Source organism: Haloferax sp. SDI50, from assembly GCF_059802635.1.
On the sequence record NZ_JBPULL010000001.1, the window covers coordinates 2,373,889 to 2,399,426 of the forward strand.

At 66.2% G+C, this 25,538-nt stretch carries 26 protein-coding genes; 20 read left to right on the forward strand and 6 right to left on the reverse strand.

The features are described 5' to 3' along the window. Window positions 1-54: 54 nt before the first annotated feature. The 14 genes from ACSR87_RS12490 to ACSR87_RS12555 all read left to right on the forward strand — a co-directional run bounded on the left by ACSR87_RS12490 (window position 55) and on the right by ACSR87_RS12555 (window position 14,352). On the forward strand, window positions 55-1,803 hold the full coding sequence (locus ACSR87_RS12490) for a flippase activity-associated protein Agl23 (protein ID WP_498530688.1): 1,749 nt from the start codon (window positions 55-57) through the stop codon (window positions 1,801-1,803). 171 nt (window positions 1,804-1,974) lie between these two features. Next, window positions 1,975-3,123 (forward strand): 5-(carboxyamino)imidazole ribonucleotide synthase, encoded by a 1,149-nt coding sequence (locus ACSR87_RS12495; RefSeq protein ID WP_498530689.1) that lies wholly within the window; start codon window positions 1,975-1,977, stop codon window positions 3,121-3,123. A 6-nt stretch (window positions 3,124-3,129) separates the two neighbouring features. Further along, on the forward strand, window positions 3,130-3,741 hold the full coding sequence (purE, locus tag ACSR87_RS12500; RefSeq protein ID WP_498530690.1) for a 5-(carboxyamino)imidazole ribonucleotide mutase: 612 nt from the start codon (window positions 3,130-3,132) through the stop codon (window positions 3,739-3,741). A gap of 199 nt (window positions 3,742-3,940) precedes the next feature. Continuing rightward, the gene (locus ACSR87_RS12505; protein WP_007274756.1) at window positions 3,941-4,357 is read left to right on the forward strand and encodes an NADH-quinone oxidoreductase subunit A; all 417 of its coding nucleotides are present in this window, start codon (window positions 3,941-3,943) and stop codon (window positions 4,355-4,357) included. Further along, the gene (locus ACSR87_RS12510; RefSeq protein WP_008573492.1) at window positions 4,354-5,055 is read left to right on the forward strand and encodes an NADH-quinone oxidoreductase subunit B; all 702 of its coding nucleotides are present in this window, start codon (window positions 4,354-4,356) and stop codon (window positions 5,053-5,055) included. Before ACSR87_RS12505 ends, ACSR87_RS12510 begins: the two co-directional genes overlap by 4 nt. Further along, window positions 5,052-6,725 carry an NADH-quinone oxidoreductase subunit D gene (locus ACSR87_RS12515; RefSeq protein ID WP_004064108.1) on the forward strand — a complete coding sequence of 558 codons (1,674 nt, stop codon included), beginning with the start codon at window positions 5,052-5,054 and terminating at the stop codon, window positions 6,723-6,725. The genes ACSR87_RS12510 and ACSR87_RS12515 overlap by 4 nt, the downstream gene beginning before the upstream one ends. Then, complete coding sequence (locus tag ACSR87_RS12520; RefSeq protein WP_004043962.1) at window positions 6,725-7,774, forward strand: complex I subunit 1/NuoH family protein; 1,050 nt, start codon at window positions 6,725-6,727, stop codon at window positions 7,772-7,774. Before ACSR87_RS12515 ends, ACSR87_RS12520 begins: the two co-directional genes overlap by 1 nt. After that, window positions 7,771-8,232 (forward strand): NuoI/complex I 23 kDa subunit family protein, encoded by a 462-nt coding sequence (locus ACSR87_RS12525; RefSeq protein WP_004043961.1) that lies wholly within the window; start codon window positions 7,771-7,773, stop codon window positions 8,230-8,232. The genes ACSR87_RS12520 and ACSR87_RS12525 overlap by 4 nt, the downstream gene beginning before the upstream one ends. Before the next feature lie 105 nt (window positions 8,233-8,337). After that, window positions 8,338-8,598 carry an NADH-quinone oxidoreductase subunit J gene (locus ACSR87_RS12530; protein WP_004043960.1) on the forward strand — a complete coding sequence of 87 codons (261 nt, stop codon included), beginning with the start codon at window positions 8,338-8,340 and terminating at the stop codon, window positions 8,596-8,598. Then, window positions 8,595-8,963 (forward strand): hypothetical protein, encoded by a 369-nt coding sequence (locus ACSR87_RS12535; RefSeq protein ID WP_004043959.1) that lies wholly within the window; start codon window positions 8,595-8,597, stop codon window positions 8,961-8,963. The genes ACSR87_RS12530 and ACSR87_RS12535 overlap by 4 nt, the downstream gene beginning before the upstream one ends. Further along, window positions 8,963-9,265, forward strand: a complete 303-nt coding sequence (gene nuoK / locus ACSR87_RS12540; RefSeq protein ID WP_004043958.1) for an NADH-quinone oxidoreductase subunit NuoK — start codon at window positions 8,963-8,965, stop codon at window positions 9,263-9,265. Before ACSR87_RS12535 ends, nuoK begins: the two co-directional genes overlap by 1 nt. Window positions 9,266-9,268: 3 nt before the next feature. After that, window positions 9,269-11,305 (forward strand): NADH-quinone oxidoreductase subunit L, encoded by a 2,037-nt coding sequence (nuoL, locus tag ACSR87_RS12545; protein ID WP_115802362.1) that lies wholly within the window; start codon window positions 9,269-9,271, stop codon window positions 11,303-11,305. Further along, window positions 11,302-12,831, forward strand: a complete 1,530-nt coding sequence (locus tag ACSR87_RS12550; protein WP_008573500.1) for a complex I subunit 4 family protein — start codon at window positions 11,302-11,304, stop codon at window positions 12,829-12,831. Before nuoL ends, ACSR87_RS12550 begins: the two co-directional genes overlap by 4 nt. Further along, window positions 12,832-14,352: an NADH-quinone oxidoreductase subunit N gene (locus tag ACSR87_RS12555; protein ID WP_498530691.1), complete on the forward strand. Its 1,521-nt coding sequence runs from the start codon at window positions 12,832-12,834 to the stop codon at window positions 14,350-14,352. A 38-nt stretch (window positions 14,353-14,390) separates the two neighbouring features. On the opposite strand, the gene ACSR87_RS12560 is transcribed toward ACSR87_RS12555, so the two are convergent. Further along, the gene (locus ACSR87_RS12560) at window positions 14,391-14,771 is read right to left on the reverse strand and encodes a DUF7522 family protein (protein ID WP_008573504.1); all 381 of its coding nucleotides are present in this window, start codon (window positions 14,769-14,771) and stop codon (window positions 14,391-14,393) included. 89 nt (window positions 14,772-14,860) lie between these two features. Here ACSR87_RS12560 and ACSR87_RS12565 point away from each other — a divergent pair, with 89 nt between their 5' ends. Together ACSR87_RS12565 and ACSR87_RS12570 are read left to right on the forward strand one after the other, a co-directional pair. After that, window positions 14,861-16,318 (forward strand): DHHA1 domain-containing protein, encoded by a 1,458-nt coding sequence (locus tag ACSR87_RS12565; protein ID WP_498530692.1) that lies wholly within the window; start codon window positions 14,861-14,863, stop codon window positions 16,316-16,318. Window positions 16,319-16,361: 43 nt separating this feature from the next. Then, window positions 16,362-17,144, forward strand: a complete 783-nt coding sequence (locus ACSR87_RS12570) for a CBS domain-containing protein (RefSeq protein WP_004064102.1) — start codon at window positions 16,362-16,364, stop codon at window positions 17,142-17,144. 7 nt (window positions 17,145-17,151) lie between these two features. On the opposite strand, the gene ACSR87_RS12575 is transcribed toward ACSR87_RS12570, so the two are convergent. From ACSR87_RS12575 to ACSR87_RS12585, 3 genes are all read right to left on the reverse strand, one after another. After that, complete coding sequence (locus ACSR87_RS12575; RefSeq protein ID WP_008573506.1) at window positions 17,152-17,379, reverse strand: DUF7543 family protein; 228 nt, start codon at window positions 17,377-17,379, stop codon at window positions 17,152-17,154. A 30-nt stretch (window positions 17,380-17,409) separates the two neighbouring features. Continuing rightward, window positions 17,410-17,580, reverse strand: a complete 171-nt coding sequence (locus ACSR87_RS12580; protein WP_004043950.1) for a hypothetical protein — start codon at window positions 17,578-17,580, stop codon at window positions 17,410-17,412. A gap of 165 nt (window positions 17,581-17,745) precedes the next feature. Further along, window positions 17,746-18,783, reverse strand: coding sequence for a DUF7544 domain-containing protein (locus ACSR87_RS12585; protein ID WP_498530693.1), 1,038 nt, complete (start codon window positions 18,781-18,783; stop codon window positions 17,746-17,748). Window positions 18,784-18,957: 174 nt separating this feature from the next. Here ACSR87_RS12585 and ACSR87_RS12590 point away from each other — a divergent pair, with 174 nt between their 5' ends. The 4 genes from ACSR87_RS12590 (at window position 18,958) to ACSR87_RS12605 (ending at window position 21,935) form a co-directional block, all read left to right on the forward strand. Beyond that, the gene (locus ACSR87_RS12590) at window positions 18,958-20,061 is read left to right on the forward strand and encodes a CNNM domain-containing protein (protein ID WP_498530694.1); all 1,104 of its coding nucleotides are present in this window, start codon (window positions 18,958-18,960) and stop codon (window positions 20,059-20,061) included. Window positions 20,062-20,134: 73 nt separating this feature from the next. Next, on the forward strand, window positions 20,135-21,241 hold the full coding sequence (locus ACSR87_RS12595) for a M24 family metallopeptidase (protein WP_498530695.1): 1,107 nt from the start codon (window positions 20,135-20,137) through the stop codon (window positions 21,239-21,241). A gap of 57 nt (window positions 21,242-21,298) precedes the next feature. Then, a complete protein-coding gene (locus ACSR87_RS12600) occupies window positions 21,299-21,487 on the forward strand; it encodes a DUF7987 family protein (protein ID WP_498530696.1) in 189 nt (62 codons plus the stop codon). A gap of 196 nt (window positions 21,488-21,683) precedes the next feature. Next, window positions 21,684-21,935, forward strand: coding sequence for a hypothetical protein (locus ACSR87_RS12605; protein WP_498530697.1), 252 nt, complete (start codon window positions 21,684-21,686; stop codon window positions 21,933-21,935). Window positions 21,936-22,179: 244 nt separating this feature from the next. On the opposite strand, the gene ACSR87_RS12610 is transcribed toward ACSR87_RS12605, so the two are convergent. Both ACSR87_RS12610 and ACSR87_RS12615 read right to left on the reverse strand, forming a co-directional pair. Then, on the reverse strand, window positions 22,180-23,283 hold the full coding sequence (locus ACSR87_RS12610; protein ID WP_498530698.1) for a phosphotransacetylase family protein: 1,104 nt from the start codon (window positions 23,281-23,283) through the stop codon (window positions 22,180-22,182). A gap of 26 nt (window positions 23,284-23,309) precedes the next feature. Next, on the reverse strand, window positions 23,310-25,403 hold the full coding sequence (locus tag ACSR87_RS12615) for an acetate--CoA ligase family protein (protein WP_188148211.1): 2,094 nt from the start codon (window positions 25,401-25,403) through the stop codon (window positions 23,310-23,312). Window positions 25,404-25,538 lie beyond the last annotated feature (135 nt).

Consider the following 25,538-nt stretch of genomic DNA (forward strand, 5'->3'; position numbering starts at 1 on the left):
CCCCGGCGACGGGCAAGCACAAAAGTTGTATTGTCGGCGTCGCGATGGGTGGGCATGAGTACTGACAGTGGGACCGAGGCGGTCGCTCGGTCCCGTGCCCTCCTGGCGATTCTCGGCGTGACGGCCCTCGCCCTCCTCGCCCGCCTCGCCGACCTCGGCGGCCGCATCTTCCACTGGGACGAAGGCCGCGTCGGCTACTGGATTCTGCGGTATCACGAGACCGGCGAGTTCTCCTACCGGCCCATCATCCACGGTCCGTTCCTCCCCGTCGTCAACGACTACCTCTTTGCGGTCCTCCCGGCAACCGACTTCACGGCGCGGCTCCCCGTGGCGCTCGTCGGCGGCCTGCTCCCGCTTTCGGTCTGGCTGTTCCGCGAGCACCTCCGCCGCGACGAGATGGTCGCGCTCGCGCTCTTCCTCGCGGCGAACCCGCTTTTGGTCTACTACTCGCGGTTCATGCGCAACGACGTGCTCGTGGCCGCCTTCTCGCTCGCCGCGCTCGGCTTCGTCGTCCGCGCGTACGACACCGGCCGCCTCGCCTACCTCATCCCCGCCGGGGCCTCCTTCGCAACGGGGGCGGCGACGAAAGAGAACTACGTCGTCTACCTCGCGTGTTTCCTCGGGGCGGCGTTCCTCGTCTTCGACCACCGGCTGCTCGCCCGCACGTCGGCCGGCGAGTCCGCCCGCGACATCCTCTTTTCCGAACTGCCCGCGAGTATCCGCGAGCGACTTCGCGCACGCGGGGCGGGAAGTCTCGGTTACGGCGCGGTTCGCTACGTCGCGGGCGTCCTCGGCGGCCTGCTCGCGTTCCTCGCCGTCTTCGTCTTCTTCTACGCGCCGCGGCCCGACCTCTGGAACGCGCTCGGCGGCTCCGCCTCGATGCTCCCGGTTCTCGAAGCCGGAAGCGTCGGCGCGGTCTCCGAGATGGTCGGCAGTTGGCTCGGCGGTGGCCACCAGTCCCACGAGTACCTCCCGTATCTGAAGGACTTCCTCGAAACGTTCGTCTACGGCGCGCCGGTGCTCATCGTCTTCTCGCTCGTCGGCATCGTCGTCGACCGCTACGGCGTCGTCGCGGGTCGAATCCGGTGGCTCGTCGCCTTCGCTACCTACTGGGGCGTCGTGTGTATCTTCGGCTACCCGCTGGCGACCGACATCCAAGCGCCCTGGGTCGTCGTCCACGCGGTCGTCCCGCTGGCGATTCCCGCCGCGGTCGGCGCGGCGTTCGTCTTCCGCTCCGGCGTGCAGGCCCTCGACGCCAAAGACACGGTCGGCGTCGGCCTCGCGGCGCTCGTGCTGGTCGCCTCCGTCGGCGGCGTCGCGGCCGCGAACGTCGACTACTGGAACGCCTCGACCGACGAGGACAGCGAGGTGCTCCAGTGGGCGCAACCCGCGAACGACTTACGGGCCACCCTCGACGACGTGGAGCGCGTGTCGGCCGCCAACTCCGGGACGGACGTGCTCCTGTACGGCACGCATCCGCCGGACAGCGACGAGACGCACTTCTACGTCGAAAACGAGTCTGCCCCCCTCGACGGGCCGTCGTGGCACAGTCGCCTCCCGCTCCCGTGGTACTTCGAGAGCGCGGGCGTCGAGCGCACCAGTAGCGCGCCCGACGCGAACGTCTCCGAGGTGACCGCCGACGCGCCGCCGGTCGTCATCGCCTACGAGTGGGACCGCGCCGAACTCGAATCCGAACTCGACGGCTACGTCGCGCGCCAACACGCCTTCAAGCTCTGGAGCGAGGACGTGGTCGTGTTCATCGACGAGGACGCCCTCGACGCCGCGAACGAGACGCGGGGCTGACGCTCGGTCGGGACGTTCGACCACCTCGATTTTTCCTCGCGTTCGACAGGGTGAGCGCCGCGAGCGCCCGGCGCGTTCGGCGTCGGCTTTTGCCCTATTATATCCACGCATGTGCATATCTAGGCGCAGAATGTGGCAACGTTTATGCACCGACGTACTGAATCCGCGACTGTGACCGTCACCGTACCCGGACCCACGCTCGGCGTCGTCGGTGGGGGCCAGCTCGGGCGTATGCTCGGGGAGGCCGCCGCACCGCTCGGCGTCGACATCGTCGTGCTCGACCCGACACCCGACTGCCCGGCGTCGGCCGTCGCCGACCAAATCGTCGGCGGCTTCGACGACCCCGAGGCGATGGCGGAACTCGCCGCGCGGGCCGACGCGCTGACGTTCGAAATCGAACTCGCTGACCCCGACCTGCTCGACGAACTGGCCGCCGAGGAGGGAATCGCGGTCCACCCGTCGCCCGACGCGCTTCGGACCATCGAGGACAAACTGGTCCAGAAGGACACCTTCGACGAGGCGGGCATCCCGATTCCGCCGTTCCACCGCGTCGACGACGCGGCCGACCTCCGCGACGCGCTCGACGAGTTCGGCTCGGTCATGCTGAAAGCCCGGACCGGCGGCTACGACGGCCGCGGGAACGTCCCCGTCACCGACCCCGACGAGGCCGAGGCAGCCATCGAGGAGGTCGGCGGCCCGGCGATGGCCGAGGCGTTCGTCGACTTCGAGCGCGAACTGTCGGTCATCGGCGTCCGCGGCGAAGACGAGATTCGAACGTTCCCCGTGGGCGAAAACGTCCACGAGGAGGAGATTCTCCGCGAGACCGTCGTCCCGGCGCGGACGACGGGCGAGGTGCGCGAGGAGGCCGACCGCGTCGCCCGCGAGGTGCTGTCGCACCTACCCGGCCGCGGCGTCTTCGGCATCGAACTGTTCGAGACCGCCGCGGGCAACGTGCTCGTCAACGAGGTCGCGCCGCGCCCGCACAACTCCGGCCACTGGACCATCGAGGGCGCGCTCACCTCGCAGTTCGAACAGCACGTCCGCGCGGTCCTCGGGTGGCCCCTCGGCGCGACGACCCGCCGGTCGCCCACCGTGATGGCGAACGTCCTCGGCACGGTCGACGAGAGCCAGCCGGCGCGACTCGGCGGCCTCGACGACGCCCTCGCTGAACCGGGCGTCTCGCTGCACTGGTACGGCAAAGACGAGGTTCGGCCCCTCCGCAAGATGGGCCACCTCACCGCCGCCGGCGACGACGACGCCGACCTCGAAACGCTTCTCGAACGCGCACGCGAGCTTCGCGACGGACTGCAGTTCGACTGATTCACCATGACGACAGAACGGGACCTCATCGACGACCTACACGCACAGGCCGACGCCGACCGCGACCCCGAGACGACGCCCGACGTGGGCATCATCATGGGGTCGGACTCCGACCTCGACGTGATGTCCGGCGCGCACGAGGCGTTGGACACGCTCGGGTTCGGTGAACAGACGGACTTCGACGCGCCGCCCGCAGAGCGGTTCACCTACGAGACGTACGTCGTCTCCGCGCACCGGACGCCGGACCTGATGTACGCCTACGGCGACACCGCGCGCGACCGCGGCGTCGAGGTCATCATCGCCGGCGCGGGCGGCAAGTCCGCGGACCTCCCGAACATGACCGCCTCCATCGCGTACCCGATTCCGGTCGTCGGCGTCCCCGTCCAGGAGAAGTCGGTCGACTCGGTCATCGGGATGCCGACGGGCGCGCCCATCGTCGCGGTCGACGCCGGCAAGTCGTTCAACGCGGCGCTGTCGGCCGTACAGGCGCTCTCCCGCGGCTACCCCGAGCTCGAAGACAGACTCGTCGACTACCACGAGGACCTCGTGTCCGACGTGGCCGAGACCTCGGCCGCGCTCCACGACCTCGGCGTCGCCGGCTTCCGCGAGTCGCGGTAGCGGGGCGCGTTTCGCGGTCGGTCGCCGCCCGGTCGTTTCCGCGTCTGTGGGGGTCGATTCCGGCGGCGAAACCCCGCCCGTGCGGGGTTCCGGGCGTCTCTCGCGTATTTTCCAAATAGAAGCTCTCTCGCGCCCGAAACACACAAATCAATGTTTATAGGGGAGCGCTTCTAACCGCCGCACGTCAGGGAGACACGGCATGAGTGATTGGATTGCAATCGGTGCGATGGGGCTGGTTGGTGTCGGCATACCGCTCGCGATGATGGCGGTGTCGGCGCTGCTTCGCCCAAGCGTACCGGAACAAGGAAAGAGTGCCACGTACGAGAGTGGTGAGGTGCCGACAGGCACGGCGCGCGTCCAGTTTAACATTCAGTACTACATGGTCGCGCTGCTGTTCCTCGTATTCGACATCGAGACCGTCCTAATTTTCCCCTGGACGGTCATCTACCGCTCGGCCCTCGAACAGGGCGCGTCGCTGGCGACGATTCTGACGCCGATGCTCGTTTTCATCGGTGTCCTCGTCGTCGGCCTCGTTTGGGCGTGGCGCAACGGCGCTGTCAAGTGGGTCAAAAGCCCGCAGGCCAGTCGTCGTAAGACAGAGAGGCAAGATGCATGAGTAGCGAACAGAAGCCATTCGTCACGGACGACACACAGGTACAGACCGAGACTCGCGACGCCCGCATGGCGGGGGCGGACGACCGGTTCAACTCGAAGCTTCGGGAGGCGTTCGGCTCGTCACCGTTCATCCTCACGAAGTTCGACAAGTTCATGAACTGGGTCCGCGGGTCCTCGATGTTCATGCTGCAGTTCGGTATCGCGTGCTGCAGCATCGAGATGATGCACACCTACTCGGTGAAACACGACCTCGACCGCTTTGCGGCCGGGGTCCCGCGTGCGTCGCCGCGGCAGGCCGACGTGATTATCGTGCCGGGGACCATCGTCTCGAAGTTCGCCCCGCGCATGAAGCGCGTCTACGACCAGATGCCCGAACCGAAGTTCGTCGTCGGCATGGGGTCGTGTACGATTTCCGGCGGCCCGTTCCAGGAGGGCTACAACGTCATCAAGGGCGCAGAAGAGGTCATCCCGGTGGACATCCACATCCCCGGCTGCCCGCCGCGCCCGGAGGCGCTCATCTACGGTATCGCGAAGCTCCAAGAGCGCATCGCCAACGGCGAGTCCAGCCCGGTGACGGTCAAGCCGTACGAGCTGGAGCAGTTCGGCGACCTCGAACGCGACGAAATCGTCGACAAGCTCGCCGCTGAAATCGACGAAGAGGACCTCGTTATGCGGTACAACTGGGCTGATTCGCCATGAGCCTCGAAGAACAGCAGTCCGACGACCCCGCGGAACTCGAATCGGGCGTCAGCCGCGGCGACGAACTCGCAGAGCTGCTCGGCGACCTCGTCGTCGGCCGCGAAGAGCACCTGAACGCGCCCGGCCTCGTCATCCGTCCCGACGAGGTCCAAGACGCGCTGTTCAAGCTCCGCGACGAGGCGGGCTTCGACCACCTCTCGTGTGTGACCGCACAGGAGTACGAGGACCGCTACGAGTCCATCTACCACCTGACGAAGTTCGACGACCGGACCGACGAGGTCTCGGTCGTCGTGCCCACGTCGAAGGACAACCCGGTCAGTCAGTCCGCCGAGCCGGTGTTCCGGACGGCCGACTGGCACGAACGAGAGGCGTACGACCTCGTCGGCATCCAGTACGAGGACCATCCGGACCTGCGTCGCATCCTCCTGCCGGAGACGTGGCAGGGTCACCCGCTCGGGCTTGACTACGACCAGGACCGCCCGCAGATTGCGACGCTCCGCGAGCACGCGAACCCGCTCGAAGAGGACCACCGCGCCGGGGACAGCAACACGATGTACATCAACATCGGTCCCCACCACCCGGCGACCCACGGCGTGCTGCACGTCGAGACGGTCGTCGACGGCGAGCAGGTGGTTGACCTCGAATCCGACATCGGCTACCTCCACCGCTGCGAGGAGCAGATGTGTCAACAGGGGACCTACCGGCACCAGATTATGCCGTACCCCGACCGCTGGGACTACATCTCGTCGGGTCTCCTGAACGAGTGGGCTTACGCCCGCGCAGCCGAGGACCTCGCGGACATCGAGGTGCCCGAGTACGCCCAGATTATCCGCACGATGGGTGCGGAACTGTGCCGCATCGCGTCGCACATGATCGCGCTCGGCACGTTCGCGCTGGACGTCTACGGCGACTTCACGGCCATCTTCATGTACGCCATGCGGGACCGCGAGATCGTCCAGAACATTCTGGAGGACCTCACGGGCCAGCGCATGATGTTCAACTACTTCCGGCTCGGCGGGGTCGTCTGGGACCTCCCCGAACCCCGCGAGGAGTTCTTCGAGAAGATTCGCGACTTCATGGACGGTCTCCCGCAGGCGCTCGAGGAGTACCACGACATGATTACCTCGAACGAAATCCTGCAGGCCCGGACGGTCGGCACGGGCGTCCTGCCGCCGGAAGTCGCAAAGAGCTACGGCGCGACCGGGCCGGTCGCCCGCGGCTCCGGTATCGACTACGACCTCCGCCGCGACGACTCCTACGGCTACTACGACGAACTCGACTGGGACGTCGTCGTCGAGGACGGCTGCGACAACTTCTCGCGCCTGCTCGTGCGTATGCGCGAAGTCGAGGAGTCGGCCAAGATTATCCAGCAGTGCGTCGACCTGCTCGAAGACTGGCCCGAAGACGAGCGGAACATCCAGGCGAACGTTCCGCGCACCCTCAAGCCCGACGAGGACACGGAAATCTACCGCGCCGTCGAGGGCGCGAAGGGCGAACTCGGCATCTACATCCGCGCGGACGGCACGGACAAGCCGGCTCGCTTCAAGATTCGGAGCCCGTGTTTCTCGAACCTCCAGACGCTCCCCGAGATGTCCGAGGGTGAGTACATTCCGGACATGATTGCCTCGCTCGGCAGCCTCGACATCGTGCTCGGAGAGGTGGACAGGTGATGCATCTGCAAGCGGTCCTTCCGGACACGGTCAGCGGCCTCCTCGGTCTCGAAGGCATCCTCGGGGATGTCGTCGGCGGCCTCGTCGGCGCGTTCCTCGTGGCCAACATCATGCTCATCATGACGGCGTTCGCCGGGCCGTGGGCGAAGCGGAAAATCACGGCCGCCTTCGCCGACCGCATCGCGGTCAACCGAATCGGTCCGTTCGGTCTCCTGACCATCGTCACGGACGCGGTCCGTCTGCTGTCGAAGGAACTCGTCGTCCCCGAGGGCGTCGACCGTCCCGCCTGGGACCTCGCGCCGATGGTCATTCCCTTCTCCGCGCTGCTCGGATTCGCCGTCATCCCGATGGGCAACGGCATCCAGCTCGCGGACCCCGAAACCGGTCTCGCCTTTGCCTTCGCCGCGGCGTCTATCGCCTCGCTCGGCATCGTCATGACCGGCTACGCATCGAACAACAAGTTCTCGCTCATCGGCGCGCTCCGCGCCGTGGCGGCGAACATCGCCTACGAGATTCCGCTGGTCGTCACGGCGGCCTCGGTCGTTATCTTCGCCGGGTCGCTCCGCATGAGCGAAATCGTCGCCGTGCAGGCCGAACCGCTGCTTTCGGTCGCCGGCGTGACGATTCCGACCTGGTTCGCGTTCGTGAACCCCTTCGCGTTCGCGCTGTTCGTCATCGCGAACCTCGCGGAGGTCGGCCGCAACCCGTTCGACATCCCCGAAGCGCCGACCGAGATTGTCGCCGGATACCAGACCGAGTACTCCTCGGTCTACTTCGTGCTCATCTACCTCGGTGAGTTCATCCACATCTTCCTCGGCGGCGCTATCGCGGCGACCCTGTTCCTCGGCGGTCCGGCGGGCCCGGTCCTACCCGGGTTCGTCTGGTTCACAATCAAAATCTGGGCGTTCTTCCTGTTCACCCAGTGGGCGCGCTCCGCAGTGCCGCGCCTTCGCGTCGATCAGTTCCTCGAAATCGGTTGGAAGGGGATGCTCGTGCTCTCCTTCGCCAACCTGGTTCTCACGGCCATCATCGTGGGGGTGATTGCATGATCGGAATCCTGAAAGGCATGGCAGTGACGCTGAAGCACGCGCTCGACGGGCAGACGTTCACGGTCGAGTACCCCGAGACCGCGCCCGAAGTGAGCCCGCGTTTCCGCGGCGTCCACAAGTTCAGCCAAGAGCGGTGTATCTGGTGTCGCCAGTGTGAGAACGTCTGTCCGAACGACACGATTCAGATCGTTCAGGACGACCAGCGCAACGGCGAGCAGTACAACCTCCACATCGGCCAGTGTATCTACTGCCGGCTGTGCGAGGAGGTCTGTCCCGTCGACGCCATCCTGCTCACGCAGAACTTCGAGTTCACGGCGGACACGAAAAACGACTTCGTCTACAACAAAGAACAGCTCAAGAACGTCCCGTGGTACAAGGATATCGACCCGCTCAACTCCCGCAACCCCGACCGCAACGCGTGGGTCGGCGAGGGCGAAGGAGAGGTCGACTACCAGTAACATGACCGCGAGTGAATCGTTCGAGTCCCGTCAGCCCGCGTCCGCTACCGGACGCTGAGGACGTTCTCGAAATGTTCAAAGGGATATCTCAAGGAGACACACACAATGGTTTATGAAACCATCGCGTTCGCGCTGTTCGCCCTCGTCACCGTGGGTTGCAGCCTGGGCGTCGTCCTCGTGCGGGACATCTGGCATTCCGCACTCCTGCTCGGGGGCGCGCTCTTGAGCGTCGCGGTGCATTACGTGATGTTGCAGGCGGAGTTCCTCGCCGCCATGCAGGTCCTCGTCTACGTCGGCGGGGTCCTGATTCTCATCACGTTCGCCGTGATGCTGACGCGTATCAATCCGGAGGTGAGTAGTACATGACAACCAAACCGCAGCTGAAACTCGGTTCGCACCTCGTGCCCGGACTCGCTGCCGTCGCGCTGTTCGTCGTGATGGCGGTCGTGTTCCTCGGCGCGTCGTTCCCGAACCCACAGGGGTTCCCGGAGGGAGCAAACATCACTGCGAGCATCGGCTATTCGATGTTCAACCTCGGGTTCGGAAGCGTCGACGGCGAGAGCATGCTGGTCGCGTTCGAAATCATCGACCTCGTGCTCGTCGCCGCGCTCGCCGGCGCGGTGCTCCTCGCTCGCCGCGAGGACACCACGGGGCAGATGCGGACCATCCTGACCGACGGCGGTCGGGAGCTCAAGCAGACGCTGTTCGACGACGAGGAGGGTGACAACTGATGGTGCCCGCGCAGTACTACCTCGTTCTGTCGGCCGCCGTGTTCTGCATCGGTATCTTCGGCCTCTTGACCCGTCGGAACGCGCTGTTGTTCCTGATGTCGGTCGAACTGATGCTGAACGCCGCGAACATCAACCTCGTCGCGTTCTCCTACTACTGGGGTAACGTGACGGGCCAGACGTTCGGGCTGTTCACGATGGCGCTCGCCGCCGCCGAGGTGGCGGTCGGTATCGGCATCATCCTCGTACTGTACCGCAACTTCGACGGCGTGGACGTGACCAACGCGACCACGATGAGGTGGTAATCTATGGCAGGTATCTTAGACTTCGCTCCGGCCATCGTCCTCCTCCCGTTCCTCTCGTTCCTGATCGCGCTCGGGGCGGGACGGTACATGCCGAAGGGAGGCGCGCTGGCGGGTATCGGCGCGACGGCGGGCTCGTTCGTCCTGTCCATCGCGACGTTCTTCGCCGTCAGCGGCGGACAGACCTACAACCAACACATCTACACGTGGGCGACCGGCGCCGGCGACGCGGTGACGCTCGACTTCGGCCTACTCATCGACCCGCTTTCGTCGATGATGCTCGTCATCGTGACGCTCGTCGCCGTCCTCGTCCACATCTTCAGCCTCGGCTACATGAACGACGAGGGCGAGACGGGCCTCCCGCGCTACTACGCCGGGCTCGGCCTGTTCACCGCGTCGATGCTGGCGTTCGTCGTGTCCAGCAACCTCCTCATGGCGTTCATGTTCTTCGAGCTGGTGGGGCTGTGTTCCTACCTGCTCATCGGCTTCTGGTTCCGCCAGGAGGGCCCGCCGAGCGCCGCGAAGAAGGCGTTCCTCGTCACCCGATTCGGTGACTACTTCTTCCTCATCGGCGTCGTCGCGGTGTTCGCGACGTTCGGCTCGGCGGCGTTCGCCGGTCCCGAGGCGTTCCCCGTCCTCGCCGAGGAGGCGCTCCACGGCGAGCACGCGGTCAACACGTTCCTCGGCATGGGCGAACAGGCGTGGTTCACCGTCGTCGGCCTCCTCGTTCTCGGGGGCGTCGTCGGCAAGTCCGCGCAGTTCCCCCTGCACACGTGGCTTCCGGACGCGATGGAAGGCCCGACTCCCGTCTCCGCGCTCATTCACGCGGCGACGATGGTCGCCGCGGGTGTCTACCTCGTCGCCCGGATGTACGGCTTCTACGCGCTGACCCCGACGACGCTCGGTATCATCGCGCTCGTGGGCGGCTTCACGGCCCTCTTCGCCGCGACGATGGGCGTCGTCAAGAAAGAAATCAAGCAGGTGCTCGCGTACTCGACCATCAGCCAGTACGGCTACATGATGCTCGGGCTCGGCGTCGGCGGCTACGTCGCCTCGACGTTCCACCTGCTCACCCACGCCTTCTTCAAGGCGCTTCTGTTCCTCGGTGCCGGTGCGGTCATCATCGCGATGCACCACAACGAGAACATGTGGGACATGGGCGGTCTCAAAGACAAGATGCCCGTGACGTACTACGCGTTCCTCTCGGGCTCGCTCGCGCTCGCCGGCATCGTTCCGTTCGCCGGCTTCTGGTCGAAAGACGAGATTCTGTACGAGGCGCTCAACCACGGTCTCGGGACCGACGGCGGTCTCGGAACCGTCTTCCTCATCGCGTACGCGATGGGGCTCATCGCCGTGTTCTTCACCGGGTTCTACACCTTCCGGATGGTGTTCCTCACCTTCCACGGCGAACCGCGTAGCGACACCGCGCGCGACCCGCACGGCTTCGGCTGGAACGTCAAGTTCCCGCTCGCCGTCCTCGGCGTGCTCGCGGCCGTCACCGGCCTCGTCAACATGGCTCCGGTGGAGGACCTCACGGGGATTCACCTCACGTTCCTCCACGACTGGCTCGACGGCGGCATTTCGTCGCTGACCGCGCACCACTACCTCGAAGTGCTCGAAAGCGGCGTCGGTGCGGGGCTCCACCCGGCCGGCATCGGCTCTATCGCGCCGGGGCTGGTCTCGCTGGCCCTCGCCCTCGCGGGTGCCGGGCTCGCCTACCGCCTGTACAACGTCCCCGAGCCCGTCGAACACACGGACAAGCTCGGGAGCATCAAGACCGTACTGTACAACAACTACTACCAGGACGAGTACCAGGTCTGGATTGCGACCGGCGTCGTCCAGCCCATCTCGCGCGCCCTCGATAAGTTCGACCAGGGCATCGTCGACGGCGTCGTCAACGGTATCTCCAGCGTGAGCCTGTTCGCTGGCGGTCGCGTTAAGCGCGTCCAGACCGGTGTGGTGAGCAACTACGCGGCGCTCCTCACGCTCGGTCTGACCGCGCTGCTTCTCGGTCTCGGTCTGCTCGGAGGTTGGTTCGCATGATAATCGAAGCGCTCATCGCAGTCACGTTCCTCGCCGCGCTGGTCACCTTCGTCCTGCCGGACCGGTACGCCGGCAAGGCGGCCTTCGCGCTGAGTCTGGCTCCCGTCGTCGGGAGCCTCTACATGTGGCAACAGTACGACGCGAGCGGGAACGCCCTCCTGGGCGGGAACATCGCGTTCGAGACAGACATCGCCTGGCTGCAACTCGGCCAGTACGACATTCACTGGATGGTCGGCGTCGACGGCATCAGCATGCCGCTTGTCGTCCTCACAACCATCCTCACCACGCTCGCTATCGTCAGCGCGTGGACGCCCATCTCGGAGCGTCAATCCCAGTTCTTCGGCCTGATGCTCCTGATGGAGGCAAACCTGCTCGGCGTCTTCACGGCGCTCGACTTCTTCGTCTGGTTCATCTTCTGGGAGGCCGTGCTCCTGCCGATGTACTTCCTCATCGGCGTCTGGGGCGGCCCACGCCGGAAGTACGCGGCTATCAAGTTCTTCGTCTACACGAACATCGCGTCGCTCGTGATGTTCATCGGCTTCATCTCGCTGGTGTTCGGTCTCGGCGACTCGATATCGTCGTTCCGCCTGCCAGAAATCGCGCAGGCGTTGCAGGCCGGACAGCTCGGGAGCTTCGCGGGACTGTCGGCCGGCGCACTCGCGTCTGTCGCGTTCGTCGCGATGTTCTTCGGGTTCGCGGTGAAGGTCCCGGTCGCCCCGCTTCACACGTGGCTGCCGGACGCACACGTCGAGGCCCCCACGCCGGTGTCGGTCATGCTGGCGGGGGTCCTCCTGAAGATGGGTACGTACGCCCTGCTCCGGTTCAACTTCACGATGCTGCCGGAGACGGCGCGCGCCTTCGCGCTGCCCATCGCCCTGCTCGCCGTCGCGAGCGTCATCTACGGCGCACTGCTCGCGCTGGCCCAGCAGGACCTCAAGCGCATCGTCGCGTACTCCTCCGTCTCGTCGATGGGGTACGTCATCCTCGGTCTCATCGCCTACACCACCTACGGCGTCGGCGGTGCGACCTTCCAGATGGTCGCCCACGGCCTCATCTCCGGACTGATGTTCATGGCCGTCGGTGTCATCTACAACACGACCCACACGCGCATGGTGTCGGACATGTCCGGCATCGCGGACCGGATGCCGGTCACGGCGGGTATCTTCGTCGCCGGCGCGTTCGGGTACATGGGCCTGCCGCTCATGGCCGGCTTCGCGGCCGAGTTCTTCATCTTCAAGGGCGCGTTCGAGTCCACGGTGATGGAGGCGATGCCGCTGTTCACCGGCGCTGCGATGTTCGGCATCGTCATCGTCGCCGGCTACCTGCTGTTCGCGATGCAGCGGACGCTGTTCGGACCCTTCCGGTTCGACGGCGACTACGACGTCACGGAGGCACCGTTCCACGACGTCGCACCGCTCGCGGTGCTGCTGCTTCTCACCATCGTGCTCGGCGTCTCGCCGGACATCTTCTTCACGATGATTCAGGACGCAGTTACTCCGATTCTCGAACTGGGAGGTGCGTTCTAGATGACGCCCCTCCAGTCCGCTCCCCAGTGGTTCGCAACGGCTCCCGCCATCGTGCTCGCGTTGACGGGGCTCGCGCTGCTGCTCATCGACACCATCGACCCCGACTCCACGAACAACGGCCTCCTGGCCGGCACGGCGACGCTCGGCGCGCTCGCCGCCGGCGGCATCGCCGGCTGGTTCCTCATCGGCGGAACCGGCATGGAGTCAACCGGCGGCGCGATTTCGCTGTACGGCGACGCGCTCGTCGTCGACGGGATGAGCCTGTTCTTCACGCTCATCTTCACCAGCGTCGCCGCGATGGTCTCGGTCGCCTCGTACGACTACCTCGCGGACCAGCAGTACCAAGGCGAGTTCTACGCCCTCGTGCTGTTCGCCGCGACCGGCATGACCCTCATGGGGATGTCGAACTCGCTGGCGACGGTCTTCGTCAGCCTCGAACTGGCGTCCCTGCCCTCGTACGCGCTCGTCGCGTTCCTCAAGAAGGACCGCGGCAGCATCGAGGCCGGACTGAAGTACTTCCTCATCGGCGCGCTGTCGTCGGCGGTGTTCGCGTTCGGTATCAGCCTCGTGTTCGCCGTCACCGGCTCGCTGGTGCTCCCAGAAATCGCCGCGACGCTCGCTGAGGGCACCGAACTGGTCGGCGTCCTCGGCCTCGGCGTGCTGATGATTGCCGGCGGCTTCGCGTTCAAGACCGCCTCCGTCCCGTTCCACTTCTGGGCGCCGGAGGCCTACGAGGGCGCGCCAGCGCCCGTGAGCGCGTTCCTCTCGTCGGCGTCGAAGGCGGCCGGCTTCGCCGTCGCCTTCCGCGTGTTCACCGTCGCGTTCCCCCTTGAGACCGTCACCGCAATCGGCGGCGGGAGCGTCGACTGGTCGCTGCTCTTCGCGGTGCTCGCCGTCGTCACCATGACGCTCGGTAACTTCGCGGCGGCGACGCAGAACAACGTCAAGCGGATGCTCGCATACTCCTCTATCGGTCACGCGGGGTACGCGCTCATCGGTCTCGCGGCCATCACCACCGGCGGCGGTGCCGCGAACGGTGACGTCCTCGGCGCAAGCATGGCCCACCTGTTCGTCTACGGCTTCATGAACACGGGCGCGTTCCTGTTCATCGCCATGGTCGAAAAGTGGGGCCTCGGCCGCACGTTCGAGGACTACAACGGCATCGCGTCGAAGGCGCCCATCGCCGCCTCGGCGATGACCGTCTTCATGTTCTCGCTCGCGGGGCTTCCGCCGTTCGGCGGCTTCTTCTCGAAGTACGCCCTGTTCGAGTCGGCCATCGGCTCCGGCTTCTGGTGGCTCGCCGCGGTCGGCGCGGTCAACAGCGCACTGTCGTTGTTCTACTACAGCCGCGTCGTGAAGGCGATGTGGATCGAGGAGCCGTCGAAGCCCCTCGAAATCGGCAGTCAGCCGGTCGGTCTCTACGTGGCGATCATCTTCGCCGCGGTGGGGACGGTCCTGCTCCTGCCCGGATTCCAGCCCGTCATCGAGACGGCTCAGACCGTCGCCGCCGCGCTCTTCTGAGCGTTCCGGCGATTCGGTTCAACTCCGTTCGGTCTCTTTTATTCCCGCAGTAACTCGCCGAGCGCCGACGCCAACTCCTCGGAGCGCCTGAGCGTCAGGCCGTCGGTCGTGACGAACACGCCCTTGTCGTCCGCGGTCACCCGCGTCAGGTAGCCGTGGTCGAACGCGCGAACGGTGTAGCGGTAGTTACCGAGTTCGGAGCCGCGATAGGCGGTTCGGGCCTGAAACCCGTCGGTCTCGTGTTCGACGAATCCGGTGAGGTCGGCGTCGGCTTCGAGGTCGTTCCGGAGGTATATCTGCTCGCAGCGGTCGTGCGTGAAGTACGTCACGCTCCTGAGGTCGTCGCCGACGACGGTTCGACAGGTTCGGACGAACGACTCGGCTCGCGATTCGGGGAGCAGTTGCGTCTCGAGTTCCATCGTACATATGCCATGACACACCATGACATAATATCATCGCCGGATGGGAGGACGGTAGGGTTTTGCGGCCGGAGTTCGACCGTCCGTGTATGGTACGTCGCCTGGTTCTCGGCTGCGGGTCGCTCGGTGGGGGCCTCGTCGGGCAACTCGCCGGCCGCGGCGGGACGGTGACGGTCGTCACCAACCGACAGAGCCGCGCCGAGGACCTCCGCTCGGACGGCATCGCCGCGCGAGAGGGCGACCCCGCGGACCCGTCGACCTACCCCGACGAGGTGGACCTCGTCGTCGTCGGTGGACAGTCGCCGCAGGGGAATCTTGATGCGGCGCGCGCGGCCCGCGACCACTATCCGGACGCGCCGCTCGTCGTCTACCTCGGCGACGACGCCGCCCCGTCGGTTCGCGCCGACATCTACGCCCTCGCCGACGAGGTCATCGACCCGCGCCGAGTGGTCACAGAGCGCATCCTCGACGCCGTCGGCACCTCGCACACGGAGCGGCTGAACCGGCTGATGCGGGTCCTCCGGAACGTCGACGGCAGGCTCGCGGTCGTGATGCACGACAACCCCGACCCCGACGCCATCGCCGCGGCGCTGGCGCTCCAAGCCATCGCCGAGCGGGCGGGCGTCGACGCCGACGTGTGTTACTTCGGCGATATTTCTCACCAGGAGAACCGCGCGCTCGTGAACCTCCTCGAACTGGACCTCCGCGTCCTCGACGAGGTGCCCGCGGACGACGAGTACGCCGGCTTCGCGCTCGTCGACCACTCCCGGCCGGGCGTCAACGACCGCCTGCCGCCGGAGACGACCATCGACGTCGTCATCGACCACCACCCGCCGCGCGCGCCGGTCGAGGCGGCGTACGTCGACCTCAGACGCGGCGTCGGCGCGACGAGCACGCTGCTGGCGGAGTATCTCGAACGGCTCGGTATCGTCCCCGATACGACGGTGGCGACCGCGCTGTTGTTCGGGATTCAGGTCGACACCAACGACTTCACGCGGGAGGTGTCGACCGCCGACTTCGAGGCCGCCGCCTTCCTCATCCCGCACGTCGACGTGGACCTGCTCGAACGGGTCGAGACGCCGAGTCTGACCTCCGAGACGATGGAGACGCTCGCGCGCGCCGTCTCGAACCGCGACGTTCGGGGGAACGTCCTCACGACGAACGTCGGCGACATCCGCGAGCGGGACGCGCTCGCGCAGGCCGCCGACCACCTCCTCGGGATGGAAGGCGTCGAGGTGACGGTCGTCTACGGCCTGATGGACGGGACGGTCTACGTCTCCGGTCGCGCCCGCGGAGCGCGGGTCGACCTCGGTGAGGCGTTCCGAGAGGCGCTCGGCTCCATCGGGAGCGCCGGCGGCCACGCCGACATGGCGGGCGCACAGATTCCGCTCGGCATCCTCGACGACGTGGGCGACGACTCTCGGGAGTCGCTCGCGACGATCGTCACCGACATCGTCGCCGGACGGGTGTTCGAGACGCTCGAACACGCGACGCCGACGCCGAGTCTGGACACCGACGTTGCCTTCGAGTACCCGTTAGATGAGTGAGCGCCCACACGTTTTTGCCGACGGTGGCCCTATCAGGTGGGAGATGACTACTAAGGCGACCGTCAAGGAGTACATGACGCGCGAGGTCCAGACCGTCTCTCCGACCGACACGGTCGCGGACGTCGCCCAGCGCATCGCGGAGAGCGACGGGCACAACGGGTTCCCCGTCTGCGACGGACGCAAGGCCGAGGGCTTCGTCACGGCCCGCGATATCCTCCTGTCGGCGGACGACGCGCCCATCGAGACGGTGATGGCGACGGACCTCGTCGTCGCTCATCCCGAGATGGACGTGAACGACGCCGCCCGCGTCATCCTCCGGTCGGGCATCCAGAAACTCCCGGTCGTCGACGACGCGGGTAACCTCGTCGGCATCATCTCGAACACCGATGTCATCCGGAGCCAAATCGAGCGCGCGACGCCCGAGAAGGTGGGCAAACTCATGCGAACGCTCGAACAGATTCACGGCATCACGGTCCACCAAGAGCGCCGTACGGTCTCGCTTTCGGCCCTCATCCCCACGCAGGCCCGCGTCTACGCCGACGAACTCGACGGTCGCCGGTACGAACTCGAACGCGGCCTCGCCGAACCGCTCGTCGTCATCGACAACAACGGAACACTGCTCCTCGCGGACGGCCACCACCGCGTCCTCGCGGCCGACCGCATCGGCATCGAGGAGATGGACGCCTACGTCATCGTCGTCGACGACCCCGTCGAACTCGGGATGCAGCGGACCGCGGAAAAGGAGGGCCTCAGTTCCATCTCGGACATCGACATCGTCGACTACGCCCGACACCCGCTTGTCGAGACGACCCGCCGACTCCAGTAGTCCGGCGTCAGTCGTCCACGTCGTACTCGGTTTTCCACGCGTCGACGGTCTCGCGCGCCTCGGCTTCCGACTCGAACCGCTTGCCTTCGTAGCCGCGGCCCTCGGCGGACTGGTAGAGCCGGTCGACTCTGACGTGCCACGTATTCGGCCCGCGTCGGAGCCGAATGGTCGCGTGACCGTCGCTCCGCTCCCACTCCACGATGCGGTCGTCCCGACGGACTTCCGTCCAGCTCATACCGGTGAGTGGCGGCGAAGCCCGAAGTGTCTACCCATCCACCGGCGTCGAGGCGTCGGCCATCGCCGCGGCCGCCGGGCGCGTCTCCGCACCGCACCCCGGACAGACCGCGTACCCGAGTCGGTCGTAGGGAACCTCCGGCGACGGGCGCTCCAGCCCGCACTCCTCGCACGTGAAGTACGAGACCCATTCGAAGGACATACCGAAGCGTAGGATTGTCAACGTATTAATTAATCACCGCTTACCACCCGAGTCGGTCGCGTCGGCGACGGCGCGAAAAACGAAGTGCGACGGGGATTTCGGGGTGTGACGACGGCGCGCCCCCCGAGATTGGAGCGCGAGTCGTGGCGAGCGAGTCGCCGGTGTTCAGGCGGGCGTCGGGCCTTCCGGGGCCGACGAGTCGTCGTCGGACCGGAACTGCGAGACGAGGTCGAGCGAGTCGTCGGCGCTGCCGAGCAAGAACAGCGAGTAGTACCGGAAGTACGTCACGACGGGCATCTGGACGACCGCACCGACCGCGATGGCCGCGAGGACGAACAGCACGCCGAGCGCGCCGAAGACGACCAGGCCGACCGTCGAGAACAGCGCGACGTTCGCGGCGTTGAGCGCGAGGAACGCCGCGCCGCCGACGATGGCGAAGGGGATGGCGACGACGAGCACGGCGAGGAGCGCCGCGATACCGACAGCGATGCTCGCGAGGATGCCGAGGATGAACCGGACGATGACGTACAGGCCGAACTCGGAGAGTTCGGCGCGGAACACCGGCACGACCCGTCCCCACGACGACAGGAGCGCCCGGTCTTCGGCTATCATCGTCGGCACGACGAAGTCGGTCGTCAACTGCACGACGATGGCGGCGACGAACAGTAGCGCGATGGCGAGGAAGACGAGCGGAATGGCGAGGAGGCCCACCGCGGGCGTGACCGCGACGGAACCGAGAAGCACCGCCGCGACCGGGAGCAGGATGACCGCGAGGACGGCGACGAACAGCCCGGCCTGGAAGCCGAACAGCCTGACGCCGAGCCAGAAGCGCTCGCGGAACGGCTTGCGGATGCGCACGTCTTTCGTGACGACGGCGTCCACGAGGACGAACTGCATCACGGAGCCGACGAACATCCACACGAGCCAGAGGGCGATACCGACCGCCGCGAGCGCGATGACCGCGGCCAAGACGTTTTCGGGCGTCACGAACCCGGGCAGCGAATCGGTCGGGATGTCGGTCGAGCCGCCTCCGGTGGGGGTGGTCGTGCCGGTGTTGCTTCCGGCACCACCGCTCCCGCCGAGACCACCGATGAAGAGGGCGATGAATGCGAGACGCGCCCATCGACCCGCGTCGAACGGGAGGAGGAGCGACGTCGTGGCGTCACGAGCGTCGTCGAGGGCGTCGATTGCTTTCCAACTCATGGCCGACAATGCGACGCCCCGCGAGATAAAGCTGTTCGAGCGCTAAGGTATCTCTCGCACGCCGGTCGCGTCTACCGCCCGGAAGCGCCACCCATCGGCGTCGTCCGCGAGGCGTTCACACCGCGGGGCCGAGCCGACACCCTCAGGGGAGTCCGGTTCGAACGCTCGCGTCACATGGTAGGTGTCGAAACCGCGCTTCGCCTCGGCGGCGGTCTGGTGTTGTTGCTCGCGAACGCCTTCTTCGTCGTCTCCGAGTTCGCGATGACGCGCGTCCCGCAGTTCGACGAGTCCGCTTTCGAGGGCTCCCGCGGGCTCGAACTCGCGTGGGAGATGACGGAGCGACTCGAAGTGTATCTCTCGGGCTGTCAGGTCGGGATTACCATCGCCAGCGTCGGCCTCGGCGTCGTCGCTGAACCCGCGGTTGCGGCCACGTTCGACGCGGTCCTCGGCGGCGGCGGGGCGGCGGGCTCCCACACGTCGCTTTCGGTCGGGCTGTCGCTCGTCGTCATCAACCTCTCGCACGTCGTCCTCGGCGAGCAGGTGCCGACGTACCTCGGCGTCGAGCGCTCCCGCACGGTGGCGAAGTACACCGCGCCCGTCCTGTACGGCTGGACGAAGCTGATGTACCCGGTCATCGTCGTCGCCGACTGGCTGGCGAAACGCCTGCTGTCGCTCGTCGGCGTCGAGATAACCCGCTCGTGGCAGGAAGCCGAACTTGACGACGAGGACGGCGACGGCTCCGCGGGTGAGGGCACCCGGCTCACGCGCGGCGAGGTCCGCAGCCAGATGGGGGACGTGCTCTCACAGGGTTCGCTCCCCGAAGACCGCCGCGAGGAAGTGCTCAACGCGCTCCGAATCGGTGAGTTGCCCGTCCGCGACGTGATGGTCCCCGCCGACCACGTCGTCGCGCTCTCGGCCGACGCGACCACCGACGAGAGCCTCGAACGCGTCCGGTCGAACCCCCAGCACTCGCGGTTCCCGCTCGTCGGGGACTCGCTGGACGACGTACGGGGCGTCGTCTACGCGCCGACGGTGCTCTCGAACATCGACCGCCTCCAGTCGGGCGACCGCCGCCTCGACGACATCGCCGCGCCCCCGCTTTCGGTCCCCTCGGACCTCTCGGTCAGCGACCTCATCGACCGCTTTCAGGAGGAAAATCAGGAGCTCGCCATGGTCCGCGACCCCGAAAGCGACTCCGTGGTCGGCCTCGTGACCGCCTCCGACGCCTTCGAATCCATCACCGGCCAGCTCTACGACCCGCTCGACCTCGGGGCGTAGGACGCCCGCGGCTGGCTTCCCGCCGCGCTCGCGGACCGCCCACGCTTTTCCCCCGGCGCTCGTATCGACTCGCATGACGCCCTTCGAACGACGGACCCGCGCCTGTCAGGAGCGACTGGCCGACGTGGACGCCGACGCGACCGTGCTGTTCCCCAGCCGAAACCTGCTGTACCTCTCGGGCTTCGACGAGGAACCCGCAGAGCGCCACCTGCTTCTGTTCGTCCCCCGCGAGGGCGCGCCGGCGTTTCTCGTCCCCGACCTCTACGAGACGCAGGTCCGCGCCGAGTCGTGGGTCGCTGACGTGCGAACGTGGAGCGACGACGACGACCCGCGGGACGCCCTCGCGGACATCGTCTCGGACCTCGGCCTCGCCGGCGGCCGCGTCCTCGTCGACGACACGATGTGGGCGCGCTTCTCGCAGGACCTCCGGGCGGCGCTCCCCGACGCCGACTTCGGCCTCGCCAGTGAGGTCGTCGCGCCGCTGCGCGCGCGGAAGGACGACGCCGAACTCGACGCGCTCCGCCGCGCCGGGGCGACCGTCGACCGCGCGGTCGAGCGCGTCCGCGACATGGGCGAGGACGCCGTCGGCATGACCGAAACCGAACTCGCCGCGGAAATCGAGCGCCTCCTCGCGGACGAGGGCGGCGAGGGGATTCCCTTCGGCCCGCTCGTCGGCTCCGGCCCGAACGGGGCGATGCCCCACCACAGCCACGGCGAGCGCGTCATCGAGTCGGGCGACCCGGTTGTCCTCGACTTCGGGACCGTCGTCGACCACTATCCGAGCGACCAGACGCGAACCGTCGTCTTCGCCGGTGAGCCGCCCGCGGCGTTCGCGGAGGTCCACGGCGTCGTGCAGGCCGCCCGGACGGCCGCCGTCGAGACCGTCGAACCGGGAGTCGCCGCCGGCGACGTCGACCGCGCGGCCCGCGAGGTCATCGAGGAGGCGGGCTACGGCGACCGCTTCATCCACCGGACCGGCCACGGCGTCGGCCTCGACGTGCACGAGGAACCCTACATCGTCGCCGGAAGCGACCGCAAACTCGAAGTCGGCCACGTCTTCAGCGTCGAACCGGGGGTCTACCTCCCCGACGAGTTCGGCGTCCGAATCGAGGACCTCGTCGTCGTCACCGACGACGGCGCGGAACTCCTGAACGACACCGACCGCGGCTGGCGCTGCTGACCGGGCACTGGTAACGTGACCTGGAACTATTAACTTCCTGACCACCGTAGCGGGCGTATGGTCTCCCGACAGACGCTCGTCGTCACCGGGTTCGTCCTCGCCGCCCTCCCGGTTGCCTACCTCGTCGAAGCGGCTACCGGACAGTTCGCGCTCTCATTTTTCGCGCTCCTCGGCGTCGGCGTCGGCGCGCCGTCGCTCGTCAACGACTACCTCGATAGCCGCGAGGGTGGACAGAACGGGGTCTGAATTCAAAAAACGGCTCCGTTGACATACTCGGAACTTGGCAGAATCGGCGTGCAACACTCGGAGAGTGAGTTCAGCACGTAATCGAAATTAATTCCGAGATACTACTTGTGAAAATTGTTGGAAAGATGTGTTCGTTTCCCGACCCCAGAGAGGGATTTCGTGACGTTCATTTTCTATCAATGAGGCTATATTAAATATGAGTCAAATAGACTGGGCCGCTCTACTGACGGTTGGTGGTTCATTTCTCGTAGGTGCTGTCGGCTTCCTCCTGCTTGGTCCGGTCGGATTCTTTATCGGACTCGTCGGCACGATATTCGTCGGATTCCCACTCAAATCTGCCTATGAAAACTACCAATCTCGAATGGCAGCGCTAGAGGAGCGAGTTGCGAAAACGGAATCAACAGTTGAACAGCTCAAGATAGATAACAGTCCGGACGGGGACGAATGATCGCAAGAATCTGTTAGAATCTTTTTCAGACTCTACCTCTCGTGAGACTACCGTTCACTCCAGTTGCGTGCTGAGATTGGCGATTTGATAGCCTCACTGATGGCCGACTTGCGCGCTGTATTCCGCACGGCCTCAGTAAACGATCAGTAGGTAAGGATTCCAACAGGGCTAAAAAAGCGGATTCGGTGACGCCGGGACGCGGCCGGTGACGCCACCGCGGAATCGTCGGCCGTGTCGTCGGTCGTTACTCGTCGTCGCCGTCGGCCGCGCCGTCACCGGATGGTGCAATGTTCCCGATGATGGCGTCGATGTCGGCGTGTTCGTACAGCAGGTCGCGCATCCGGTTGACCGTTCGCTCGTCGCGGGTGCGGCCCGTGCTGACGATGTCCTCGGCGCGGTCGGTCACGGAGAGCGTGTCGCCGTTGACGAGCAGCACCGGGACGCCTTTCTCTTCGGCCTTGCCGATGACGGCTCCGACGGGTCGGTGACCGCCGGTGAGGATGATACATTTGACGCCGGGGGCTTCGAGCGCGGCGCGCTGGATGTTCGCGCGGTCGCCGCCGGTGATGACCGCGGCGTTCTTCGTGCGGCGGAAGTAGCGGAGCGCTGCGTCGCCGCCCATCGCGCCGACGAGGAAGCGCTCGACGAAGGCGTCGGTCGGCGCGTCGGTCGCGAGGTCCGCGCCGAGTTCGTTGGCGAGTTCCTCGACGGTGACGCCCGCGAGGTCCTTTTCGGTCGGGACGACGCCGAGGACGGGGACACCGCGGGCTTCGAGGAACGGCGCGACCTCGGTTTCGAGTTCGTCGTAGGCGGAATCGCTCACGCGGTTGAAGACGACGCCCGCGAGGCGGTCGGGGCCGATGTCTTCGACCGCCGCGACCACGTCGTCGAGGTCGCTCGGGTGCTGGTAGTCGGCGACGAGGACGACTTCGGCGTCGAGGAGGTTCGCCACGTCGCCGTCGGTGAGGTCCACGATGCCGCCGGTGCGGTAGGAGCCGCCGCCCTCGACGAGCATCAGGTCCTTGCCGGCCGAGATGTCCTCGAAGTGGTGGGAGATGACCTCCGAAAGCTCCTCGGCATTTTCCTTGCCGCGGACCGCGCCCTGGATGAACGTCGGGGAGTAGACGACGGGTTCGAGCTGGTGCATCTCCGCGTCGATGTCGAGCAGTTCGCGGGCGAGCATCGGGTCCTCGTCGAGGGTCTTGCCGGTGCTGGACTGGAGGCGGGTGCCCTTGGGCTTCATGTAGCCCACGTCCAGTCCGCGCTCCTTGGCGAGGACGCCGAGTGCGAGCGTGATTGCGGTCTTCCCGGTGCTTTCTCCGGTCGAGGTGACGAGTACCGTGTTCATTGTTGAGTGATAGGGTGGTGAAGTGTTTAAAGTTCGTCCGGGTCGACGGTGAGTCGAACGTCGACGGCCTTCACGCCGTCCGGCAGCGCGACGAGCGGGTTGATGTCGAGTTCGAGGATGGCCGGGAAGTCGGTGACCAGTTGGGAGAGCCGCTGGATGGTCTCCGTGATGCCGCCGATGTCGACCGGGTCGTTCCCGCGGGCACCGCGGAGCATCGGCGCGGCGTCGATTTCCTTCGTCATGTCTTCCGCTTCCGTCTCGGAGACGGGCGCGACGCGGAACGTCGTGTCTTCGAGGATTTCCACGAAGATGCCGCCGAGTCCGAACATCATGAGCGGGCCGAACTGCGGGTCGCGGTTCATGCCGACGATGGTCTCGACGCCGTCGTCGAGGTTCACCATCTCTTGGACCTGCACGCCGAGGATGTTGGCGTCGGGCTGGTAGTTCTTCGCGCGGGTGATGAGGTCCTCGTAGGCGTCGTAGACGTCCTCGTTTTCGACGCCGACCTTGACGCCGCCGATGTCGGACTTGTGGAGGATGTCCGGGCTGACGATTTTCATCACGACGTTGCCGTCGATGTCCTCCGCGACTTCGAGCGCGTCGGCGGGGTCGTCGACGATGTCGCCGGCCGGCGTCTCGATGCCGTAGGCGTCGAGCAGCTCCATCGCTTCGACGCCGAGACGGGTCTCGTCGCGGTCCTCGACGGTTTCGAGGATTTCCCGGGCGCGCTCGCGGTCCACGTCGAACTCGGTGGGCGCGTCGTACTCGCGCTGGCGGATGTCGGCGTACTCCGAGAGGGCTTCGAGGCCGTCGACGGCGCGCGAGGGGTCGAAGTAGTTCGGGATGCCGGCGTCTTTCATCACGTCGGAGGCGGCGTCGACGCGCTCGCCGCCCATGAAGCAGGCGGCGATGGGTTTGTCGTACTCCTGTTGGAGTTCGACGGTGTCGGCGGCGAGCTGGTTGTAGTCGAGGACGGCCGTCGGACAGGTCAAGACGAGCGCCATGCCGACGTTGTCGTCGGCGAGCGCCACGTCGAGGGCCTCCTTGAACCGGGCGTTGTCGGCGTCGCCGACGATGTCGACCGGATTGTAGATGTTCCCCTCGGCGGGCAGCGACTCGGAAAAGGCTTCGAGCGTCTCGTCGGTGAAGTCGGCCATCTGCAGCTCCGACTCACCGATGGCGTCGGTCGTCATGACGCCGGGGCCGCCGGCGTTCGTGATGACGGCCACGTCCTTGTTCTCGGGGAGCGGCTGGTCGCCCAGCACGCGGGCGGTGTCGAACAGGTGCTGGACGGAGTCCGCGCGGATGACGCCCGCCTGTTCGAGGCCGGCCTCGTAGGCGGCGTCCGAGCCGGCGATGGTGCCGGTGTGCGAGGAGGCGGCCTGCGCGCCGGCGTCGGTCTTGCCGGACTTGACGAGGACGATGGGCGTGTCTTTCGTCACGTCGCGGGCGGAGTCGATGAACTCGCGGCCCGCCGAGATGCCTTCGAGGTAGCCGATGATGACCTCGGTGTCGGGGTCGTCGTTCCACGCCTCGATGAAGTCGGCCTCGTCGAGGACGGCCTTGTTGCCCAGCGAAACGATGTCCTTGAAGCCGATGTCCTCGTCGTTGGCCCAGTCGATGACGGCCGTGATGAACGCGCCCGACTGGCTCATAAAGGACATGTTACCGTCGAGGGCCATGTCGGGGCCGAACGTCGCGTTCATGCCCACGTCCGTGTTCATGATGCCCAGACTGTTCGGGCCGACGACGTTGAGGTCGTACTCCTCCGCGATGTCGCGGAGTTCCTGCTCGCGGGCGGCACCCTCGCTGCCAGTCTCGCCGAATCCGGCGGTGATGACGACCACGTTCTGGATGCCCGCCTCCCCGGCGGACTTCATCGCCGGCAGGACGACCTTCGGAGGGACGACGATGACCGCGAGGTCGGCGTCCGTCTCGCCGACGTCGCCGTAGCACTGGAGGCCGAACAGTTCGTCGTACTTGGGGTTGACCGGAACGACCTCACCGTCGAACTCGTCGATGAGGTTGTCCATGATTGCCCGCCCGATTGCTCCTTCGCGCTCGGTCGCACCGACCACCGCGATTCGGTTCGGCGCGAACAATTCGGATAGCTCTCCCATTGGTTAATGGTTCCCGTCATTTACTGATAAACTCGGCGGTGTGGGCGGTCTCTCGGCCTTTGGTGGCACGCTACAGTAGCGCAATTAATCGGGATGGTTCGTGGTTTATACCACAGAATTGGGCCGATTACGCTC

Bases quoted from the DNA above. Each gene is read 5' to 3' on its own strand.
- ACSR87_RS12510 (WP_008573492.1), top strand. From the start codon at position 4,354: ATGAGTAGCGAACAGAAGCCATTCGTCACGGACGACACACAGGTACAG.
- ACSR87_RS12590 (WP_498530694.1), top strand. From the start codon at position 18,958: ATGGTAGGTGTCGAAACCGCGCTTCGCCTCGGCGGCGGTCTGGTGTTG.
- ACSR87_RS12580 (WP_004043950.1), bottom strand. From the start codon at position 17,580: ATGTCCTTCGAATGGGTCTCGTACTTCACGTGCGAGGAGTGCGGGCTG.
- ACSR87_RS12575 (WP_008573506.1), bottom strand. From the start codon at position 17,379: ATGAGCTGGACGGAAGTCCGTCGGGACGACCGCATCGTGGAGTGGGAG.
- ACSR87_RS12525 (WP_004043961.1), top strand. From the start codon at position 7,771: ATGATCGGAATCCTGAAAGGCATGGCAGTGACGCTGAAGCACGCGCTC.
- ACSR87_RS12565 (WP_498530692.1), top strand. From the start codon at position 14,861: ATGGTACGTCGCCTGGTTCTCGGCTGCGGGTCGCTCGGTGGGGGCCTC.
- nuoL (WP_115802362.1), top strand. From the start codon at position 9,269: ATGGCAGGTATCTTAGACTTCGCTCCGGCCATCGTCCTCCTCCCGTTC.
- purE (WP_498530690.1), top strand. From the start codon at position 3,130: ATGACGACAGAACGGGACCTCATCGACGACCTACACGCACAGGCCGAC.
- ACSR87_RS12535 (WP_004043959.1), top strand. From the start codon at position 8,595: ATGACAACCAAACCGCAGCTGAAACTCGGTTCGCACCTCGTGCCCGGA.
- ACSR87_RS12515 (WP_004064108.1), top strand. From the start codon at position 5,052: ATGAGCCTCGAAGAACAGCAGTCCGACGACCCCGCGGAACTCGAATCG.
- ACSR87_RS12555 (WP_498530691.1), top strand. From the start codon at position 12,832: ATGACGCCCCTCCAGTCCGCTCCCCAGTGGTTCGCAACGGCTCCCGCC.
- ACSR87_RS12595 (WP_498530695.1), top strand. From the start codon at position 20,135: ATGACGCCCTTCGAACGACGGACCCGCGCCTGTCAGGAGCGACTGGCC.
- ACSR87_RS12560 (WP_008573504.1), bottom strand. From the start codon at position 14,771: ATGGAACTCGAGACGCAACTGCTCCCCGAATCGCGAGCCGAGTCGTTC.
- ACSR87_RS12570 (WP_004064102.1), top strand. From the start codon at position 16,362: ATGACTACTAAGGCGACCGTCAAGGAGTACATGACGCGCGAGGTCCAG.
- ACSR87_RS12585 (WP_498530693.1), bottom strand. From the start codon at position 18,783: ATGAGTTGGAAAGCAATCGACGCCCTCGACGACGCTCGTGACGCCACG.
- ACSR87_RS12490 (WP_498530688.1), top strand. From the start codon at position 55: ATGAGTACTGACAGTGGGACCGAGGCGGTCGCTCGGTCCCGTGCCCTC.
- ACSR87_RS12505 (WP_007274756.1), top strand. From the start codon at position 3,941: ATGAGTGATTGGATTGCAATCGGTGCGATGGGGCTGGTTGGTGTCGGC.
- ACSR87_RS12605 (WP_498530697.1), top strand. From the start codon at position 21,684: ATGAGTCAAATAGACTGGGCCGCTCTACTGACGGTTGGTGGTTCATTT.
- ACSR87_RS12530 (WP_004043960.1), top strand. From the start codon at position 8,338: ATGGTTTATGAAACCATCGCGTTCGCGCTGTTCGCCCTCGTCACCGTG.
- ACSR87_RS12550 (WP_008573500.1), top strand. From the start codon at position 11,302: ATGATAATCGAAGCGCTCATCGCAGTCACGTTCCTCGCCGCGCTGGTC.
- ACSR87_RS12615 (WP_188148211.1), bottom strand. From the start codon at position 25,403: ATGGGAGAGCTATCCGAATTGTTCGCGCCGAACCGAATCGCGGTGGTC.
- nuoK (WP_004043958.1), top strand. From the start codon at position 8,963: ATGGTGCCCGCGCAGTACTACCTCGTTCTGTCGGCCGCCGTGTTCTGC.
- ACSR87_RS12520 (WP_004043962.1), top strand. From the start codon at position 6,725: ATGCATCTGCAAGCGGTCCTTCCGGACACGGTCAGCGGCCTCCTCGGT.
- ACSR87_RS12610 (WP_498530698.1), bottom strand. From the start codon at position 23,283: ATGAACACGGTACTCGTCACCTCGACCGGAGAAAGCACCGGGAAGACC.
- ACSR87_RS12600 (WP_498530696.1), top strand. From the start codon at position 21,299: ATGGTCTCCCGACAGACGCTCGTCGTCACCGGGTTCGTCCTCGCCGCC.